This window comes from Streptomyces sp. NPDC007929, from assembly GCF_042959065.1.
Classification (GTDB): domain Bacteria; phylum Actinomycetota; class Actinomycetes; order Streptomycetales; family Streptomycetaceae; genus Streptomyces.
In genome coordinates this window covers 53140-68606 of the sequence record NZ_JBIBKD010000001.1, presented here as the reverse complement: position 1 = coordinate 68606, position 15467 = coordinate 53140, and the positions used below count along the sequence as shown (strand labels likewise).

Genomic DNA, 15467 nt, shown 5'->3' with positions numbered 1-15467 from the left:
CACTCCCCTCCGGGGACTCGCCCGGCGCCCCAGACACCAGGCCCCACCAACCGGCCCGGACTTCGGGGGTCCCGCCCGACGATCCGGACTCCGGGGTCCCGCCGACGACCCGGACACCCAGGCAGCGCCCTACGGCCCAGACTCCGGATCTCACCAACCGGCCCGGACACCGGGCCCCGCCCGACGACTCAGACTCTGGGCTGTCACCCGACGCCCCGGGCTCCGGGGTCTTGGCAACTGGCCCGGGCCCGGGCTCTCGTGCACGGGCCCGTGGCCGACGCGTCGTGGCGCCGGGCAGGACCCCGCCGCGGCTTCGAAACTCCCGGCCAGAGCCGACTTGGTGCCGGCTCCGGGGCCCCTGACGCCGAGCCGATCCGTCCTGACTCCGACGTCTCGTGGCCCTGCGCCGAAGCCGGCGTGTCAGGCCCCCGGTTCCAGCTCCGCGAGTCCCGCCGCCTCCTCGTCCAGCTCCGCCAGCCGGGCCGCCGTCTCCTCGTCCAGGCCCGACAGGGCACGGAGCTGCTCGGGGGTGACGCCCTCCGCTATCGGTACCGGTGCCGGGGTGCGCAGCGGCGGTTGCCAGCCGTCGGCGGCGGTCCAGCGCCGTACGACGCGCGCGGGCGCGCCCGCCACCACGGCGTGGTCGGGCACCGTGCCCCGTACGACCGCGCCCGCGGCCACCACCACGTTCCGCCCGATCCGGGCCCCGGGCAGGATCACCGCGCCCGTGCCGATCCAGCAGCCGGGCCCGATCTCCACGGGCTCCATCCGCGGCCACTGCTTGCCGATCGGCTCGTGCGGATCGTCGTAGGAGTGGTTCGTGGACGTGACGTAGACATACGGACCGAAGTAGCAGTCGCTGCCGATCGTGACCGTCGTGTCGGCGATGACGTGGCTGCCGCGGCCCAGGACGACGCCGTCGCCGAGGCGCAGGATCGGGTCCGGGCCGAGGTCGAGGTCGGGCATCAGGCCCGCGGTGAGGGTGACCTGCTCACCGATGATGCAGTGGGAGCCGAGATGGATCCACGGCTCACCGAAGACCGTGCCGAGCGGGAAGGCGAGTCTGGTACCTGTTCCCATCGCGCCGAAGCGGTACCGGCCGGGGTGCTCGGCGGTGACGGAGGCCGTCCGCTGCAACCAGGCCCAGCCCGCGTGGACGGCGCGCTGCGTGAGGCTCCGCCGCCAGGATGAGAACGTGTTCTTGCGCTTCGGCACGAGCTCACGGTACTCAGCGGTAGCTCCGCCCGCGGCGTCGGCGGCCTGTGATCTTCACCCCACCGGGTGACGTACGGTGTGCGCGTTGTCTACGACGTTTCAGGAGGCGGACATGGCGCAGCGCGCGATGATCACGGGAATCGGCGGCAGAGAGCCGGAGATCGACGCGACGGCGTTCGTGGCGCCGACGGCGTCGGTGATCGGGGGCGTGACGCTCGGGGAGGGCGCGAGCCTCTGGTACGGAGCCGTGGCGCGCGGCGACGTCGAGACGATCTCCGTCGGGGCGAGCAGCAACGTGCAGGACAACTGCACGCTCCACGCCGACCCCGGGTTTCCCGTGACGGTCGGTGAGCGCGTGTCCATCGGGCACAACGCCGTGGTGCATGGCGCGACGGTCGAGGACGACTGTCTGATCGGCATGGGCGCGACCGTGCTGAACGGGGCGGTGATCGGGGCGGGCTCGCTCGTCGCCGCGCAGGCGCTGGTCCCGCAGGGCATGGTCGTGCCGCCCGGGTCACTGGTGGCCGGGGTTCCCGCGAAGGTGCGGCGGGAGCTGACGGAGGAGGAGCGGCAGGGGGTCACCCTCAACGGCACGATGTACGCCGAGTTGGCCAAGGCGCATCGGGAGGTGCACGCGTAGCGGGAGGACGCCCTACTCCGCGGCGGCCACGGGCTGGGCCTGCTGGGTCTCTTGCGCCTTCTTCGCCTTGCGCTTGATCACCAGCATGGATGTGAGGCCCACCAGGACCGCCGCGACCAGGCCCAGCCACGAGAAGCGCTTCAGCCAGGACTCCGCGACGATGCCGACGTAGTAGATGACCGCGGTCGTACCGCCCGCCCAGACGATGCCGCCGAGGACGTTGGCGATGAGGAACTTCCAGTACGGCATGCGCAGCACACCGGCGAGCGGGCCCGCGAAGATCCGGAGCAGGGCGACGAACCGGCCGAAGAAGACGGCCCACATGCCCCACTTCTCGAAGGAGCGCTCGGCGGTGGCGATGTGGCCCTCGCTGAAGTGCTTGGGGAACTTGTTGCCCAGCCAGGCCAGCAGGGGCCGTCCGCCCTTGCGGCCGATGGCGTAGCCGATCGAGTCGCCGATGATCGCGCCGGCCGTGGCGCTGGCGCCGAGGACGACGGGGTCGATCTCGCCGTGCTGGGACGCCAGCAGGGCGGAGGAGACGAGGATGATCTCGCCCGGCAGCGGGATGCCCAGGCTCTCCAGGCCGATGACCACTCCCACCAGTGCGTATACGGCCACCGCGGGTACGGTTTCGAGCCACTCCTGGACGTGCAACGCCGGTTCCTTTCCCTGGGCTTCCTGCGAGCTTCCCTGCGTGCACGGGAAGCCTACCGGCTCCTAGGACGTCCCCTGCGGCTCAGGCGTTCCAGCTCCACTCGGCGACCTCGGGCAGGTCGGTGCCGTGTTCACGGATCCAGGAGTGGTGGCGGGTGCGGGCGTCGGCCATGTGCTGGCGTACGGCCGTGGCGCGGACCGCGAGGCCGGGGACGCGGTCGATGACGTCCATGACCAGGCGGTAGCGGTCGAGGTCGTTGCGGACGACCATGTCGAACGGCGTGGTCGTGGTGCCTGCCTCCTTGTAGCCGCGCACGTGCAGGTGCTGGTGGCCGGTGCGGCGGTAGGCGAGACGGTGGATCAGCCAGGGGTAGCCGTGGTAGGCGAAGATCACCGGCTTGGTCGTGGTGAACAGGCCGTCGTACTCGAAGTCGCTCATGCCGTGCGGGTGCTCCCCCTGGGGCAGCAGCCGGGCGAGGTCGACGACGTTCACGACCCGGACGGACAGCTCGGGCAGATGGCGGCGGAGCAGGTGCGCGGCGGCCAGGGTCTCCTGGGTCGGGACGTCACCGGCGCAGGCCAGCACGACGTCGGGCTCGGTGCCGTCCTCGGTGCCCGCCCAGTCCCAGATTCCGGCGCCGCGGGCGCAGTGGACCCGGGCCTCGTCCATGGACAGCCAGTCGAAGCAGGGCTGCTTCCCGGCGACGATCACGTTCACGTAGTCGCGGCTGCGCAGGGCGTGGTCCGCGACGGACAGCAGGGTGTTGGCGTCCGGCGGGAGGTAGACCCGGACGACCTCGGGGCTCTTGTTGAGGACGTGGTCGACGAAGCCGGGGTCCTGGTGGGAGAAGCCGTTGTGGTCCTGCCGCCACACATGGGAGGTCAGCAGGTAGTTGAGCGAGGCGATGGGGGCGCGCCAGGGCAGCCCGCGGGAGGTGCGCAGCCACTTGATGTGCTGGTTGACCATGGAGTCGACGATGTGCACGAACGCCTCGTAGCAGGAGAAGAGTCCGTGCCGCCCGGTGAGGAGGTAGCCCTCCAGCCAGCCCTGGCAGAGGTGTTCGGAGAGGATCTCCATGACCCGGCCGTGCCGGTCGAGGTGCTCGTCCACGGGCAGCGTCCCCGCCTGCCAGGCCTTGCCGCTGGCGGCGTAGACGGCCTGGAGGCGGTTGGAGGCGGTCTCGTCCGGGCCGACCAGGCGGAAGTCACGGCGGTCGGCGGTGTCGCGCATCACCCGGGCGAGCAGGTTGCCGAGCACCCGGGTCGGCTCATGCAGCGTCGTGCCGGGTTTGTCGACGGGGACGGCGAAGTCGTCCAGGGGCGGGGAGGGCAGGTCGCGGAGGAGCAGTCCGCCGTTGGCGTACGGGGTGGCGCCGAGCCTCCTGGTGCCCTCGGGGACGCAGGCGAGGACGTCCGCGACCGGGCGGCCCCCCGCGTCGAACAGCTCCTCGGGCCGGTACGAACGCAGCCAGGATTCCAGCTGGCGCAGGTGGTCGGGGTTGTCGCGGACGCCGGGCAGCGGCACCTGGTGGGCGCGCCAGGTGCCCTCGACCGGTTCGCCGTCGACCTCGGCCGGGCCGGTCCAGCCCTTAGGGGTGCGCAGCACGATCACCGGCCAGTGCGGACGCTCGGTCGCGCCGTCCTCGCGGGCGGCGCGCTGCGCGGCGGCGATGCGGTCGAGCGCGGTGTCCATGGCCTCGGCCATGGCGCGGTGCACGGTCGCCGGATCGTCGCCGCCGACGTGGATCGGCTCGTGGCCGTAGCCGCGCAGGAGCGCGCCGAGCTCGTCCTCGGGGAGGCGGGACAGCACGGTCGGGTTGGCGATCTTGTAGCCGTTGAGGTGCAGGATCGGCAGGACGGCACCGTCGTGGACGGGGTCGAGGAACTTGTTGGCGTGCCAGGACCCGGCCAGCGGGCCGGTCTCCGCCTCGCCGTCGCCGATCACGCAGGCCACCAGCAGGCCGGGGTTGTCGAGGGCGGCGCCGTAGGCGTGGGCGAGGGAGTAGCCGAGTTCGCCGCCCTCGTGGATCGAGCCGGGCACCTCCGGGGCGACGTGGCTGGGCACGCCGCCGGGGAAGGAGAACTGCCGCATCAGCAGCTCCATGCCCTGCGCGTCCCGGGAGGCGTCCGGGTACTTCTCGCTGTAACTGCCCTCCAGCCAGGAGTTGGCGAGGACCGACGGCCCGCCGTGGCCCGGGCCCCAGATGCACAGGGCGTCGAGCTCACGCGCCTTGATCACCCGGTTGAGGTGGGTGTGGACGAGGTTCAGCCCCGGGGAGGTACCCCAGTGGCCCAGCAGCCGCGGCTTGATGTGCTCGGGCCGCAAGGGCTCGGTGAGCAGAGGGTTCGCCAGCAGATAGATCTGGCCGGCCGCCAAGTAGTTGGCGGCCCGCCAGTGGGCGTCCAGGGTGCGCAGCTCCTCGTCGGTCGGCGCGGTCCGGCTGTCCTGGAGCGGGGCGTCGGGCATGGTGACTCCCTGGATTCTGCGGGCGGACTCAGGAGGAGTACCAGTCTGTTCCGGTTCAATGCCAGGCGCCTCCCGGCCATACGCCACGACCCCGCTCGGCAGCCACGCCACCGCACGATCCCGACCGCCCGCGACGCCTCGGGCGGCCCGGGCATCGCGTACGCGATCCCGGCGGGCGGCCCCCGGCGCCGCGATTCCGGCGCCGCGGTCGGCCCGGCGTCACGGTCGGCCCGGCGCCGCGGTCGGTCCGGCTTCACGGCTGGCCCGCCGCCGGTGCCGACTTCCTCGCCGCGCACCGCCGCCCGTGCGTCCCGGCCGCGCCGCCCTCGCGTGCGATCCCGCCACCGCGTACGCGATCCCCGCGTCGTCTGCGCGGTCCTGGCGTCGAGTACGGCCACCCCCTCCCCGGTGCCGTCCCGGACGCCCGCTGCCCGACGGTCGCGCACGGCCCCGGCGTCGTGCGCGGCCACCCCGCCGCCAGGGCCGCCCCAGCCACCCGGACCCCATGCGATCCCAGCCCAACCGCCTCGCCTCAGCGTGCGGTCCCGGCGACCGCGCCGCCCTCGCGTGCGGTTTCGCGGGCCGTTCCGGCCGGCCTCCCCGTGCCAGTGGGGTCGGTCGGGCGTGCGACCGGCGACCCCGTGCCCGTTCTACGGCAGTGCGACCGTGTGCGCCGCCGTCACGGCGTCGGGCACGGCGTCGGGCACGGGCACGGGCGCAGTCGGCGTCGCTGTCGGCGTCGGCGGTGCGGGGAGGTCGGTGCCCGGCCCCGTGGTCGCCTCGTCCGGGGCGGCCTCGGTGTCCGTGCAGCAGCCGACCTGCGCGAACCTCGTTTCGTAACGCTCCTGCGGTGTGTCCCGCGGGGCGGCGTCGGGGGGTCGCCGGGTGCGCTGTCCACCGCTGTCCGTTGGAGCCTCCTCCGCCCGCTTCGCCCGGGACTCCCCCGGGCCCCCGGGCGCGGTGGCCGGTTCCAGGGCCCAGCGTTGCGCGGCGGATCCGTCGCGGTCGGTGACGATCACGTCCCGGCCCTTGCCTGGGGCGACGGCGAGCCCTTTGCCGCCGCGGGGCAGGACTTCGCCGCGCACGGTCAGGTCGTAGCGGACGACCCCGGCGTGCACGAGGCAGTCGGCCAGGGCCACCGAGCCCTCGGCCGTGTCCGAGTCCAGGCAGAGGGTGGGGTCGGCGGCGCTGCGCAGCGCCCCGTCGTCCTGGTACGACCACAGAAGGGACCCGCCCGGGGAGCAGGCGGCCAGCACGACGCGGGCGTCCGCCCGGATCCGACCACCCGGGACGTCGAGGCACCGGCTGTCGTCGAGGTTGCGCAGCCACCCCCGGGCCACTTCGGCGGGGCTGCCGACGGAGGCGGCGGAGGGGAGACCGGCGGACGAGGGCCGGGTGGATTCCGGTTCAGCGGAGGAGGGGCCCGTCCCGCCGGTGTCGACGGAGTGGCCGCTGACCGCGCCCCAGGTGGCCTGCGCGTCGCCGGTGTCGCTCTCCTCCGACCAGCCCCGGGCGGCGAGCAGCGTCGCGAGCAGCACGAGGGAGGTCACCCCGATCGCGGCGGCCAGCGCCTTGGCGTGCCTCCTGGGCGACCCGGGCCTGCCGGTCGCCGCCAGGGCACGGGGCCGGAGGCGGTGACGTCCCCCCACGGGCAGGGCGAGCCGGCCCTCGTCTCGGCCGGGCCGTGATTCCAGGTAGCGGCGGGCGCCCCAGCCGAGCACCGTCTCGGCGAGCAGGTCCTCGAGACCGCCCTCGAAGTGACTGAGTTGCTCGGCGGCGTGCCGGCAGTAGCGGCAGGCCATGAGATGACGCTGCACATCCGGCAGCAACGCCCCGCCGCGACGCATGGGAACGTCCAGCAAGCGGTTGTAATAACGGCATTCACGCGTCGGTGCGAGTTCCCGGTGCGCGCGTACGCACCCGGTCCGGAATTGCTCACGTGCCTGCTCCAGGGCGGCCGACGCGGTGGCCGTGTCCACCCCCAGCAGACCGGCCGGTACGGATATGGTCTCGGCCTCGACCTCCGTGTGCCAGAGCAGGCATTGGGAAGCGCCCGGAAGCCCACGGAAAGCGCGCTCCGCGAGGCGTCTCCTTTCGGCCGTGCCCGGCCGGGCGGCACGCAGACCCCGGGCTCCGACGGTTTTGCGGAGTTCCGGCAGCACCGTGGAAATGCCGTCGTCGGCGGCCCACTCCCCGATCGTCTCCCGGACGGCGGTGAGCAGCCGCGGGCGCAGGGCGCCGCCGCCCGGCCGGGCCAGTTCCGTACGGAAGGCGGCGGCGGCCGCCATGGACGCGGAGTCCTCCGAGGCCGCGAGGCAGATCACGGCGTACTCATAGACCGCGCGCCAGTGCCGCGCCAGCAACAGCGCTACGGCGCGCGGCCCTTCGGCGGGTTCGCCGACCCGGGCGAGAAGATTGCGATCGGACTCCGCGGGCCCCGCTCCGGGTCGTGGCGGGTACGGCGGGCGTGGGGGGTTGGGGGATTGCACGGAACCATTTCCTTCCAGCCGCAGAACGGCATGCGAATTGCGCGTCCGTCGGAAAGCAGGGGGTGATTGGTGCATACCTTCGCCGCGTCAGCTGCGGACACGACTGTGAGGCGGCTCACTTTCGCACATGCGACTGACAGGTAACAAGGAGTTCGGATGCCCCGGATTCAAAACGAGGGGAATTCAGTAATGTTACCGGCGGTATCCGTACCGGCTTTCGAGAACATGCTCGCCGGGGGCGTCAAGTTGTGTACAAATAGAGGCGGTTGGTCCACGAAATCTCCAACCGCACAGCGCACTCCCATGCGACTCCCGGCCCGCTCCCAGCTCCGCGCGTCAGCATGAGCCGCATGATCGCCCCCCCCCACCCCTCCACCCAGCCCGCCCCGGCCTCCCCCACCCGCGGCGCCCGCGATGGCCACGGCATCCGCAAGGCGGTCATCCCGGCCGCCAGTCTCGGCACCCGCTTCCTGCCCGCCACGAAGGCGACGCCCAAGGAGATGCTGCCGGTCGTCGACAAGTCCGCCATCCAGTAGGAAGCCGGACCGGAAGCACGCGCCGAGCCGCCACGCCGTGATCGGCCGCTACGCCCTCGACCCGGCCGTCTTTCCCGTCCTGGAGCGCACCCCGCCGGGCCGGGGCGGCGAGATCCAGCTGACGGACGCCCTCCAGGAACTGGCCGCGGGCGGCACGGTGCACGGGGTCGTCTTCAAGGGCCTGCGCCACGACACCGGCGACAAGGCGGACTATCTGCGCACCGTGGTCACACCGGCGGGCGAACGGCCCGACCTGGGGCCGGAGTTGATCGCATGGCTCCGGAGGTTCCTCGGCGAACTGGACGACTCACGCCCCGGGCACCAGGACAGGGCGGCCTGACAGATGCGAAACCCCGCCCGCCCGATCAGCCGTTCGGCCGCAGGGTCCACACCACTGTCATTTCGCCGGTCACTGCGCCGTCGGCGCGCTGGATGGCGATGGTCACCGGGAACTCGGGGCGCTCACCGGCGTCCAGCTGCGCGACGACCTCGGTGGCCGGACGGCCCAGCGTGGCCGTGGCGGTGACGGCGCCCATCGCCAGCTTCTTGTAGGAGATCTCGGCGCTGACGGCGAGCGGCACGGCGCGCGAGAGCTGGTCCCCGAACGCGGCGAGCACGATCGCCCCGCTGGCGGACTCGCCGAGCGTGAACATCGCACCGGCGTGCGGGCCGCCCACGTGGTTGTGGTACTCGCCCTGGTCGGGCAGCGACACCACGGCCCGCTCCGGCGAGGTCTCGAGGAACTCGAGGTTCAGCGTGCGGGCCATGGGCACCGTGGCGGCGAGCATCTCGCCGATGGACATCTGGTCTGCGCTCATGGCCGCATGTTACTCACGAGTAGAGCCGACTGGCCAGGTCGGTGTGACGACCGACGCACCTGTCCTCACGACATCCACACGGCCCTGTCTCCGGGTTGCTACGTCTCCGTCCACGGGCAGTGACCGAAACGTGTCCGGAGCGCGGCTAGGGTGGCTGCCCATGTGGCCAGGACAGCAGCCGCCCGGGGGCGAGCAGAACCCGCAAGCGAACAACCCGTACCAGCAGCCGGGGTACCAGCAGCCGAATCCGTATCAGCAGCCGGGGTACCAGCAGCAGCAACCCAATCCCTATGGGCAGCAGCCGCAGTGGGGCACCCCCGCGCCGGCCGGCGCACCGCAGCCCCCGCAGGGCGGCGGTGGCGGCGGCCGGACGAAGCTGGTCGCGATCATCGCCGCCACCGCGGTGGTCGTGGCGGCCGGTGTCACCGGCTTCCTGGTGCTGGGTGGCGACAAGGACGACACGGCCGAAGGCGGCAAGAAGGGCAAGGGCGGCACGACGTCGTCGAGCCCGTCGGCCGAGGAGCCTAGTGCCCCCGCGACGGGCGACGACAACCCGCGCGGCGGCGAGGACGCCAAGCCCACGGTCAAGGGCTGGAAGGTCGTCATCAACCCCAAGTGGGGCACGGCCTTCGACGTCCCGCCCGACTGGGAGGTCGCGTCCCCGACGTCGTCCGTGTTCTTCGAGGACGAGAAGTCCGACGACGGCAAGCCGCTGATCACCATGTCGGCACCGGCGTTCTACAAGTCCAAGTGGTGCACGAGCGACGAGAACAAGGACGGCAGGACCGAGACGGAGTCCCTGGCCGGGGCGGGCACCAAGGGCGCCGACGGCGCCAAGGACACGGACGAGGTCGCGGTCAACCAGGTGGCCTGGTGGGTGTACGGCGGCTACACCCAGCCGGACAAGAAGAGCGTCAAGACCGACGACAAGGCCAAGCCCTACACCACCGCCTCGGGCATCAAGGGCAGCGTCGCCTGGGCACACTCGGAGAACACGCCCGACAAGGGCAAGTGCGCGAGCGACGGCAAGGCCATCACATTCGGCTTCAAGAACTCCGCCGGTGACTTCGTCGCGTGGAGCTTCTACGGCGCCAAGGGCGTCAAGGGCGAGGTGCCCGAGAAGACCGTCCTGAAGATCCTCAGCACGGTCCGGCTGCACGGCGAGCCGACCGGCGGCTGACCCGGAAACCGGAACGGGCCCGCCCCTGCGACAGGAGGCGGGCCCGGCTCACCAAACCACCGGAGCACCAAACCACCGGAGCACCAAATCACCGGAGCACCAAATCACCGGAGCACCAAATCACCGGAGCACCGGAGCACCGGAGCGGCCGCGTCCGGCCCGGCGGAGGTGGCCTTCGGCCACACAGCGGCCCAGTGGGGCTGCGCGGGGCTGGTCGTGCTGGTCACTGCGGCCGTGCTGTGCGTAACCGGACGTCCGCGATCTGCGCCGCCGGACCACACCGCCGGACCACACCGGTGGTCCGGGCCGGTGGTCCGGGCCGGTGGCCCGGGGCGGCAGCGAGCGCGCGTCAGCCGATGCCGAACGCCCCGTCGGGGGGCTCGGGTGACGGCACGGCGTCCTCGTCCCGCACCGCCCGCGCGCTCCCGATGAACTCCCTCAGCCCGGTGCCGTGTTCGACCCGGGCCGGGAAGACATCGGCGGCGGTGAGCCGGGCCAGGGCGGCGACGTCGACCGGCTGGTGCCCGGCGACGAGCACGGCGTTCCCGAACCGCCGCCCCCGCAGCACCCCCGGCTCGGCGATCAGCGCCAGTTCCTCGAAGGCGGTGGCCAGCGTGGCGAGTTGTGAGCGCAGGAAGGCGAACGGCGCGGCGTCGGGGAGGTTCGCGAGGTACACCCCGCTCCCCCGCAGCACCCGCGCGGCCTCGCGGACGTAGGTGACGGAGGTGAGGTGCGCCGGGACCCGCGACCCGCTGAAGACGTCCGCGAGGAGAACGTCCGCCGAGGCCGCGGGAGCCTGCTCCAGCCAGGCCCGGGCGTCCGCCGCGTGCAGGGCGATGTCGGCGCCCTCCGGCGGTGGCAGATGCTCGGACACCAGCTCCAGCAGCCCCCCGTCGGCCTCGACGACGTGCTGCCGCGAGCCCGGCCGGGTCACGGCCACGTACCGGGGCAGGGTGAGTGCCCCTCCCCCGAGATGCACCACGTCCAGCGCCCGCCCCGGCTCGGCCACGACGTCCAGCACGTGCCCGAGGCGCCGCGTGTACTCGAACTCCAGATGCCCGGGTTCGTCGAGATCCACGTAGGACTGCGGCGCCCCGTCCACGGTCAGCAGCCAGGCCCGTTCCCGGTCGATGTCGGGCATGAGCTTGGCGGTGCCGAAGTCGACGACACGGGAGACAGGGAGCAACTCGTTCACTGCCCCATTGTGTCGCGCCCCGTAGGGGCACGGGGAACTGCGCGACCAGCCCCACACGGCCCGCAGCCCCCCTGCGACCTCAACCCACCACGGTCACGGTCCCCGCCCCCACGGTCCGGCCACCCTCACGGATCGCAAACCCGAGGCCCGCCTCCAACGGCACCTCCCGCCCCAGCTCCACGGTCATGGCAACGGTGTCGCCGGGCCGGGCCACCGCCGCCTCACCGAGGTCGACCACCCCCACCACGTCCGCGGTCCGGATGTAGAACTGCGGCCGGTACCCACTGGAGACGGCCGTCGTGCGCCCACCCTCACGCGCGGACAGCACATACACCTGAGCCGTGAACCGCCGACTCGGCACCACACTTCCCGGCGCCGCGACCACCTGCCCGCGCCGGACGGCGTCCCGTGGAACTCCCCGCAGCAGCAACGCCACGTTGTCCCCGGCCTGTGCCTCCTCCATCGGCTTCCCGAAGGTCTCCAGCCCTGTGACCACCGTCTCGACGAGGGCCCCGAGCACCTCGACCCGGTCACCGACGCGCACCACACCCCGCTCGACCGCCCCGGTCACCACGGTCCCCCGCCCGGTGATGGTCAGCACGTTCTCCACCGGCAGCAGGAACGGCGCGTCCAGATACCGCTCCGGCATGGGCACATACGTGTCCACCGCGTCGAGCAGCGCCTCGATCGACGCCGTCCACCGCGGGTCCCCCTCCAGCGCCTTCAGCCCCGAGACGCGTACGACGGGCACGGCGTCACCGCCGTAGCCGTGTGCGGTGAGCAGGTCGCGGACCTCCAGCTCGACCAGGTCGGTCAGCTCCTCGTCGCCCGCGTCGGCCTTGTTGAGGGCGACGACGACGTGGTCGACACCCACCTGCCGGGCGAGCAGGACGTGTTCGGCGGTCTGCGGCATGATCCCGTCGAGCGCGGAGACGACGAGAATCGCCCCGTCGAGCTGGGCGGCGCCGGTGACCATGTTCTTGACGTAGTCGGCGTGGCCCGGCATGTCGACGTGCGCGTAGTGCCGGGTGTCGGTCTCGTACTCCACGTGCGCGATGTTGATGGTGATGCCGCGCGCCGCTTCCTCGGGCGCGCGGTCGATCCGGTCGAACGGCACGAACGCGCCGCTGCCGCGGTCGGCCAGGACCTTGGTGATGGCGGCGGTCAACGTGGTCTTGCCGTGGTCCACATGACCCATTGTGCCGATGTTGAGATGCGGTTTCGTACGGACATAAGCCGTTTTGGGCATTGCTGTACCTCGAAGCGTCTGCTCGGCGAAGAAGAGAAGGGGACCCCGAGGAACTGCCCGACCCTCCCCTTGCGGGGTCCGCCGGACGAACCGGAGAGGGTCAGCTTCGGGCGCCGTCCATGACGGCCGTGAGATCGACGACGGCAGCCTTCGGGGCATCCGTGACCACGGATGCGGTGAGGGCGAAGGCGTGCCGGAACATGTCGTCGATCATCGCCGACGCTTTACCGCACGTCGAATGGTTTTCGTCCGCCCTGCGCACAGCCGCGCGGGCGGGGGGCTGTGACGCTCGTGAGACGAACCATACGGCGATCACACACATTTGTCGGTTAGTGTCACCGGATGCTCGATGCCACCACCCGCTCTGGGGGCACCGCCACGGCCTCTCCCCGGGCCACCGCCGCGGACCTCGCCGTCGCCGTTCCGCCGGCAACGAACGTCCCGCCCGCCGCACCGACTTCTTTCGCCGCTCGCTGCACGAGAGTTCTGCTCTCCCCGTGGTCGCGGCTGTCCCTGCTCGTCGCGCTGCTCGCCGCCGGTGCCTGCGGGGTGCTGCTGTTCGAGCCGCAGCGGCTGCTCACGGAGGGCTGGCCGCCCCAGCTCAGCGGCGCCGCGGCGGCGGCGGTGTTCACGGTGGCGTACGGCGTGTGCACCGTGGCGTTCGTGCCGAGGCCGCTGCTTAACCTCGCGGCCGGCGCCCTGTTCGGTGCGCAGCTCGGCCTCGGCGTCGCCCTGTCGGGCACGGTGCTGGGCGCCGGGATCGCCTTCTGCCTGGGTCGGGCGCTGGGCCAGGACGCCCTGCGGCCGCTGCTGCGGGGGCGCTGGTTGCAGGCCGCGGACGGCCAGCTCAGCCGGCACGGCTTCCGTTCGATGCTGATGGTGCGCCTGTTCCCGGGGGTGCCGTTCTGGGCCGCGAACTACTGCGCCTCCGTCTCCCGGATGGGCCTGCTGCCGTTCCTGCTGGCCACGGGCCTCGGCTCGATCCCGAACACGGCCGCCTACGCCGTCGCGGGCGCCCGTGCCTCCACCCCGACCTCTCCGGTGTTCCTGATCGCGATGGCGTGCATCGCCCTGCCCGCGCTGGGGGGCGTGCTGCTGGCGTGGCGCAAGCGGCACCAGCTGCGCCGCCTCTGACGGGCTGTCACGCAGCCCCGGTCAGACCCGTTCCAGGACCATGGCGTTGGCGAGTCCGCCCGCCTCGCACATGGTCTGGAGCGCGTACCGGGCGCCCCGTTCCCGCATGGCGTGCACGAGTGTCGTCGTGAGCCGGGTGCCGCTCGCGCCGAGGGGATGCCCGAGCGCGATGGCCCCGCCGTGCACATTGACCCGGGCGAGATCGGCGCCGGTCTCCTGCTGCCACGCCAGTACAACGCTGGAGAACGCCTCGTTGACCTCGAACAGGTCGATGTCGTCGAGGGTCAGTGAGGCCCTGCGGAGCACCTTCTCGGTCGCCGGGATCACGCCGGTGAGCATCAGCAGCGGGTCGGAGCCGGTGACGGCGAAGCTGTGCAGCCGGGCGAGCGGGCGCAGTCCGAGCCGGGCCGCGGTCTCACTGGACGTGATGAGCACCGCCGAGGCCCCGTCGTTGATCGGGCTGGCGTTGCCCGCGGTGACGTTCCACTCGATCTGCGGGAAGCGCGCGGCGAAGCCGGAGTCGTAGTAGGCGGGCTTGAGACCGGCGAGGATCTCGGGCGTGCTGCCCGGGCGGACGCACTCGTCGCGGGTGACGCCCTTCAGCGGCGCGACCTCGGCGTCGAAGAGCCCGCTCTCCCAGGCCGCGGCGGCCTTGTGGTGGGAGGAGACGGCGAAGGCGTCCAGCTGCTCGCGGGCGAGGGACCACTTGGCGGTGATCAGCTCGGCGCTCACCCCCTGCGGGACAAGTCCCTCCGGGTAGCGCTCGGCGACCCCGGGCCCGAAGGGGTCGGTGCCCGCCGGCACGTTCGACCACATCGGCACCCGGCTCATCGACTCGACCCCGCAGGCGACGACCAGGTCGTAGGCGCCCGAGAGCACCCCCTGCGCCGCGAAGTGCACGGCCTGCTGGGACGAGCCGCACTGGCGGTCCACGGTGGTCGCCGGCACGGACTCCGGGAAGCCTGCGGACAGCACGGCGTAGCGGGTGGTGTTCATGGCCTGCTCGCCGACCTGGTCCACGGTGCCGCCGATGACGTCGTCGATGAGCGCCGGGTCGATCCCGGAGCGCTCGACGAGGGTGCGCAGGGTGTGGGCGAGCAGTTCCACGGGGTGGACGTGTGCGAGGGCGCCGTTCGGCTTGCCCTTGCCGATCGGGGTGCGTACGGCTTCGACGATGACTGCGTCACGCATGTGCGGGCCTCCACGACCACCGGTGAGTAGGAAATCCGAACTCACCGTAGCTCCGAGGGTTGGAAATTCCAACCCTTCTCTAGACTGGACCTCATGCCCGCCCGCAAAGACCCGCGCCCCTGCTCCATCGCCGACACCCTCACGCTTGTCGGCGAGAAGTACTCCCTGCTCGTGCTGCGGGAGGTGTGCCTGGGCAACGGCCGGTTCGACCAGCTGGTGCGCAACATCGGCGCCCCGCGCGACATCCTGGCCACCCGGCTGCGCCGGCTCGTGGACGCCGGGATCCTGGCCAAGCATCTCTACAGCGAACGTCCGCAGCGCTACGAGTACCGGCCGACCCCGGCGGGGCTGGAACTGGAGCCGGTGCTGCTGACCCTCATGGCGTGGGGCGACCGGCATCTGCGTGAGGACGGCGACCGGCCGATGGTCCTGGAGCACTCCTGCGGACGGCCCCTCGCACCGGCCGTCACCTGCCGGGCCTGCGGCGACGAGGTGCGCCACGACGACCTCACGGCCCACCCCCAGGCCCCCGGCTGGACGGTCCGCGGACCCGGCGCCGCCTGACCGCCCTGGTCAGCGGCGGCTTCGAAACCCCTGTGTCCTGGCGGCCTTCCGGGGGCGCTACGCTTCCCCCTCGGCACACATGATCCCCCGTTCCCCGCGACGGCGGCCCGGTGCGCCCGTCGTCCGTTCCCGCGA

13 protein-coding genes and 2 pseudogenes are annotated in these 15467 nt (G+C 72.4%); 7 read left to right on the top strand and 8 right to left on the bottom strand.

What is annotated here, in order from left to right; all coding sequences use genetic code 11:
• Positions 1-420: 420 nt before the first annotated feature.
• Positions 421-1215: a DapH/DapD/GlmU-related protein gene (locus ACFZDE_RS00360; protein WP_391196028.1), complete on the bottom strand. Its 795-nt coding sequence runs from the start codon at positions 1213-1215 to the stop codon at positions 421-423.
• A gap of 112 nt (positions 1216-1327) precedes the next feature.
• Here ACFZDE_RS00360 and ACFZDE_RS00355 point away from each other — a divergent pair, with 112 nt between their 5' ends.
• Positions 1328-1855 carry a DapH/DapD/GlmU-related protein gene (locus ACFZDE_RS00355; RefSeq protein ID WP_390992355.1) on the top strand — a complete coding sequence of 176 codons (528 nt, stop codon included), beginning with the start codon at positions 1328-1330 and terminating at the stop codon, positions 1853-1855.
• A gap of 12 nt (positions 1856-1867) precedes the next feature.
• Here ACFZDE_RS00355 and ACFZDE_RS00350 read toward each other — a convergent pair whose 3' ends face one another.
• The 3 genes from ACFZDE_RS00350 to ACFZDE_RS00340 form a co-directional block, all read right to left on the bottom strand.
• Positions 1868-2509 (bottom strand): VTT domain-containing protein, encoded by a 642-nt coding sequence (locus ACFZDE_RS00350; protein WP_391196025.1) that lies wholly within the window; start codon positions 2507-2509, stop codon positions 1868-1870.
• 82 nt (positions 2510-2591) lie between these two features.
• Positions 2592-4976 (bottom strand): phosphoketolase, encoded by a 2385-nt coding sequence (locus ACFZDE_RS00345; RefSeq protein WP_390992057.1) that lies wholly within the window; start codon positions 4974-4976, stop codon positions 2592-2594.
• A gap of 650 nt (positions 4977-5626) precedes the next feature.
• Complete coding sequence (locus ACFZDE_RS00340; protein WP_391196024.1) at positions 5627-7465, bottom strand: ricin-type beta-trefoil lectin domain protein; 1839 nt, start codon at positions 7463-7465, stop codon at positions 5627-5629.
• A 350-nt stretch (positions 7466-7815) separates the two neighbouring features.
• On the opposite strand from ACFZDE_RS00340, the gene ACFZDE_RS00335 reads away from it, so the two are divergent.
• Together ACFZDE_RS00335 and ACFZDE_RS00330 are read left to right on the top strand one after the other, a co-directional pair.
• Positions 7816-8001, top strand: a complete 186-nt coding sequence (locus ACFZDE_RS00335; protein ID WP_391196022.1) for a hypothetical protein — start codon at positions 7816-7818, stop codon at positions 7999-8001.
• A gap of 1 nt (position 8002) precedes the next feature.
• Positions 8003-8341, top strand: a pseudogene (locus ACFZDE_RS00330) (UTP--glucose-1-phosphate uridylyltransferase); the annotation flags it as partial.
• Positions 8342-8366: 25 nt separating this feature from the next.
• On the opposite strand, the gene ACFZDE_RS00325 reads toward ACFZDE_RS00330, so the two are convergent.
• Entirely contained in the window at positions 8367-8804 is a 438-nt protein-coding gene (locus ACFZDE_RS00325) for a DUF4442 domain-containing protein (protein ID WP_031107979.1), read from the bottom strand.
• A 175-nt stretch (positions 8805-8979) separates the two neighbouring features.
• On the opposite strand from ACFZDE_RS00325, the gene ACFZDE_RS00320 reads away from it, so the two are divergent.
• On the top strand, positions 8980-9999 hold the full coding sequence (locus ACFZDE_RS00320) for a hypothetical protein (protein ID WP_391196021.1): 1020 nt from the start codon (positions 8980-8982) through the stop codon (positions 9997-9999).
• Positions 10000-10146: 147 nt separating this feature from the next.
• Positions 10147-10387: pseudogene (locus ACFZDE_RS00315) on the top strand (MFS transporter); the annotation flags it as partial.
• Here the strand turns inward: ACFZDE_RS00315 and ACFZDE_RS00310 are convergent.
• Complete coding sequence (locus tag ACFZDE_RS00310; protein ID WP_391196018.1) at positions 10349-11194, bottom strand: fused MFS/spermidine synthase; 846 nt, start codon at positions 11192-11194, stop codon at positions 10349-10351. The pseudogene ACFZDE_RS00315 and the gene ACFZDE_RS00310 overlap by 39 nt on opposite strands.
• Positions 11195-11273: 79 nt before the next feature.
• Positions 11274-12443 carry an elongation factor Tu gene (tuf, locus tag ACFZDE_RS00305; protein WP_391196017.1) on the bottom strand — a complete coding sequence of 390 codons (1170 nt, stop codon included), beginning with the start codon at positions 12441-12443 and terminating at the stop codon, positions 11274-11276.
• Positions 12444-12785: 342 nt separating this feature from the next.
• On the opposite strand from tuf, the gene ACFZDE_RS00300 reads away from it, so the two are divergent.
• The gene (locus tag ACFZDE_RS00300) at positions 12786-13577 is read left to right on the top strand and encodes a VTT domain-containing protein (protein WP_391196016.1); all 792 of its coding nucleotides are present in this window, start codon (positions 12786-12788) and stop codon (positions 13575-13577) included.
• A 21-nt stretch (positions 13578-13598) separates the two neighbouring features.
• Here ACFZDE_RS00300 and ACFZDE_RS00295 read toward each other — a convergent pair whose 3' ends face one another.
• Positions 13599-14768, bottom strand: coding sequence for an acetyl-CoA C-acyltransferase (locus ACFZDE_RS00295; RefSeq protein WP_391196014.1), 1170 nt, complete (start codon positions 14766-14768; stop codon positions 13599-13601).
• Between the two features lie 93 nt (positions 14769-14861).
• Here ACFZDE_RS00295 and ACFZDE_RS00290 point away from each other — a divergent pair, with 93 nt between their 5' ends.
• A complete protein-coding gene (locus ACFZDE_RS00290) occupies positions 14862-15332 on the top strand; it encodes a winged helix-turn-helix transcriptional regulator (RefSeq protein WP_391196012.1) in 471 nt (156 codons plus the stop codon).
• Positions 15333-15467: the final 135 nt, after the last annotated feature.

Coding starts and splice junctions, on each gene's coding strand:
- ACFZDE_RS00355 (WP_390992355.1), top strand. CDS start 1,328: ATGGCGCAGCGCGCGATGATCACGGGAATCGGCGGCAGAGAGCCGGAG.
- ACFZDE_RS00345 (WP_390992057.1), bottom strand. CDS start 4,976: ATGCCCGACGCCCCGCTCCAGGACAGCCGGACCGCGCCGACCGACGAG.
- ACFZDE_RS00335 (WP_391196022.1), top strand. CDS start 7,816: ATGATCGCCCCCCCCCACCCCTCCACCCAGCCCGCCCCGGCCTCCCCC.
- ACFZDE_RS00325 (WP_031107979.1), bottom strand. CDS start 8,804: ATGTCCATCGGCGAGATGCTCGCCGCCACGGTGCCCATGGCCCGCACG.
- ACFZDE_RS00320 (WP_391196021.1), top strand. CDS start 8,980: ATGTGGCCAGGACAGCAGCCGCCCGGGGGCGAGCAGAACCCGCAAGCG.
- tuf (WP_391196017.1), bottom strand. CDS start 12,443: ATGCCCAAAACGGCTTATGTCCGTACGAAACCGCATCTCAACATCGGC.
- ACFZDE_RS00300 (WP_391196016.1), top strand. CDS start 12,786: ATGCTCGATGCCACCACCCGCTCTGGGGGCACCGCCACGGCCTCTCCC.
- ACFZDE_RS00295 (WP_391196014.1), bottom strand. CDS start 14,768: ATGCGTGACGCAGTCATCGTCGAAGCCGTACGCACCCCGATCGGCAAG.
- ACFZDE_RS00290 (WP_391196012.1), top strand. CDS start 14,862: ATGCCCGCCCGCAAAGACCCGCGCCCCTGCTCCATCGCCGACACCCTC.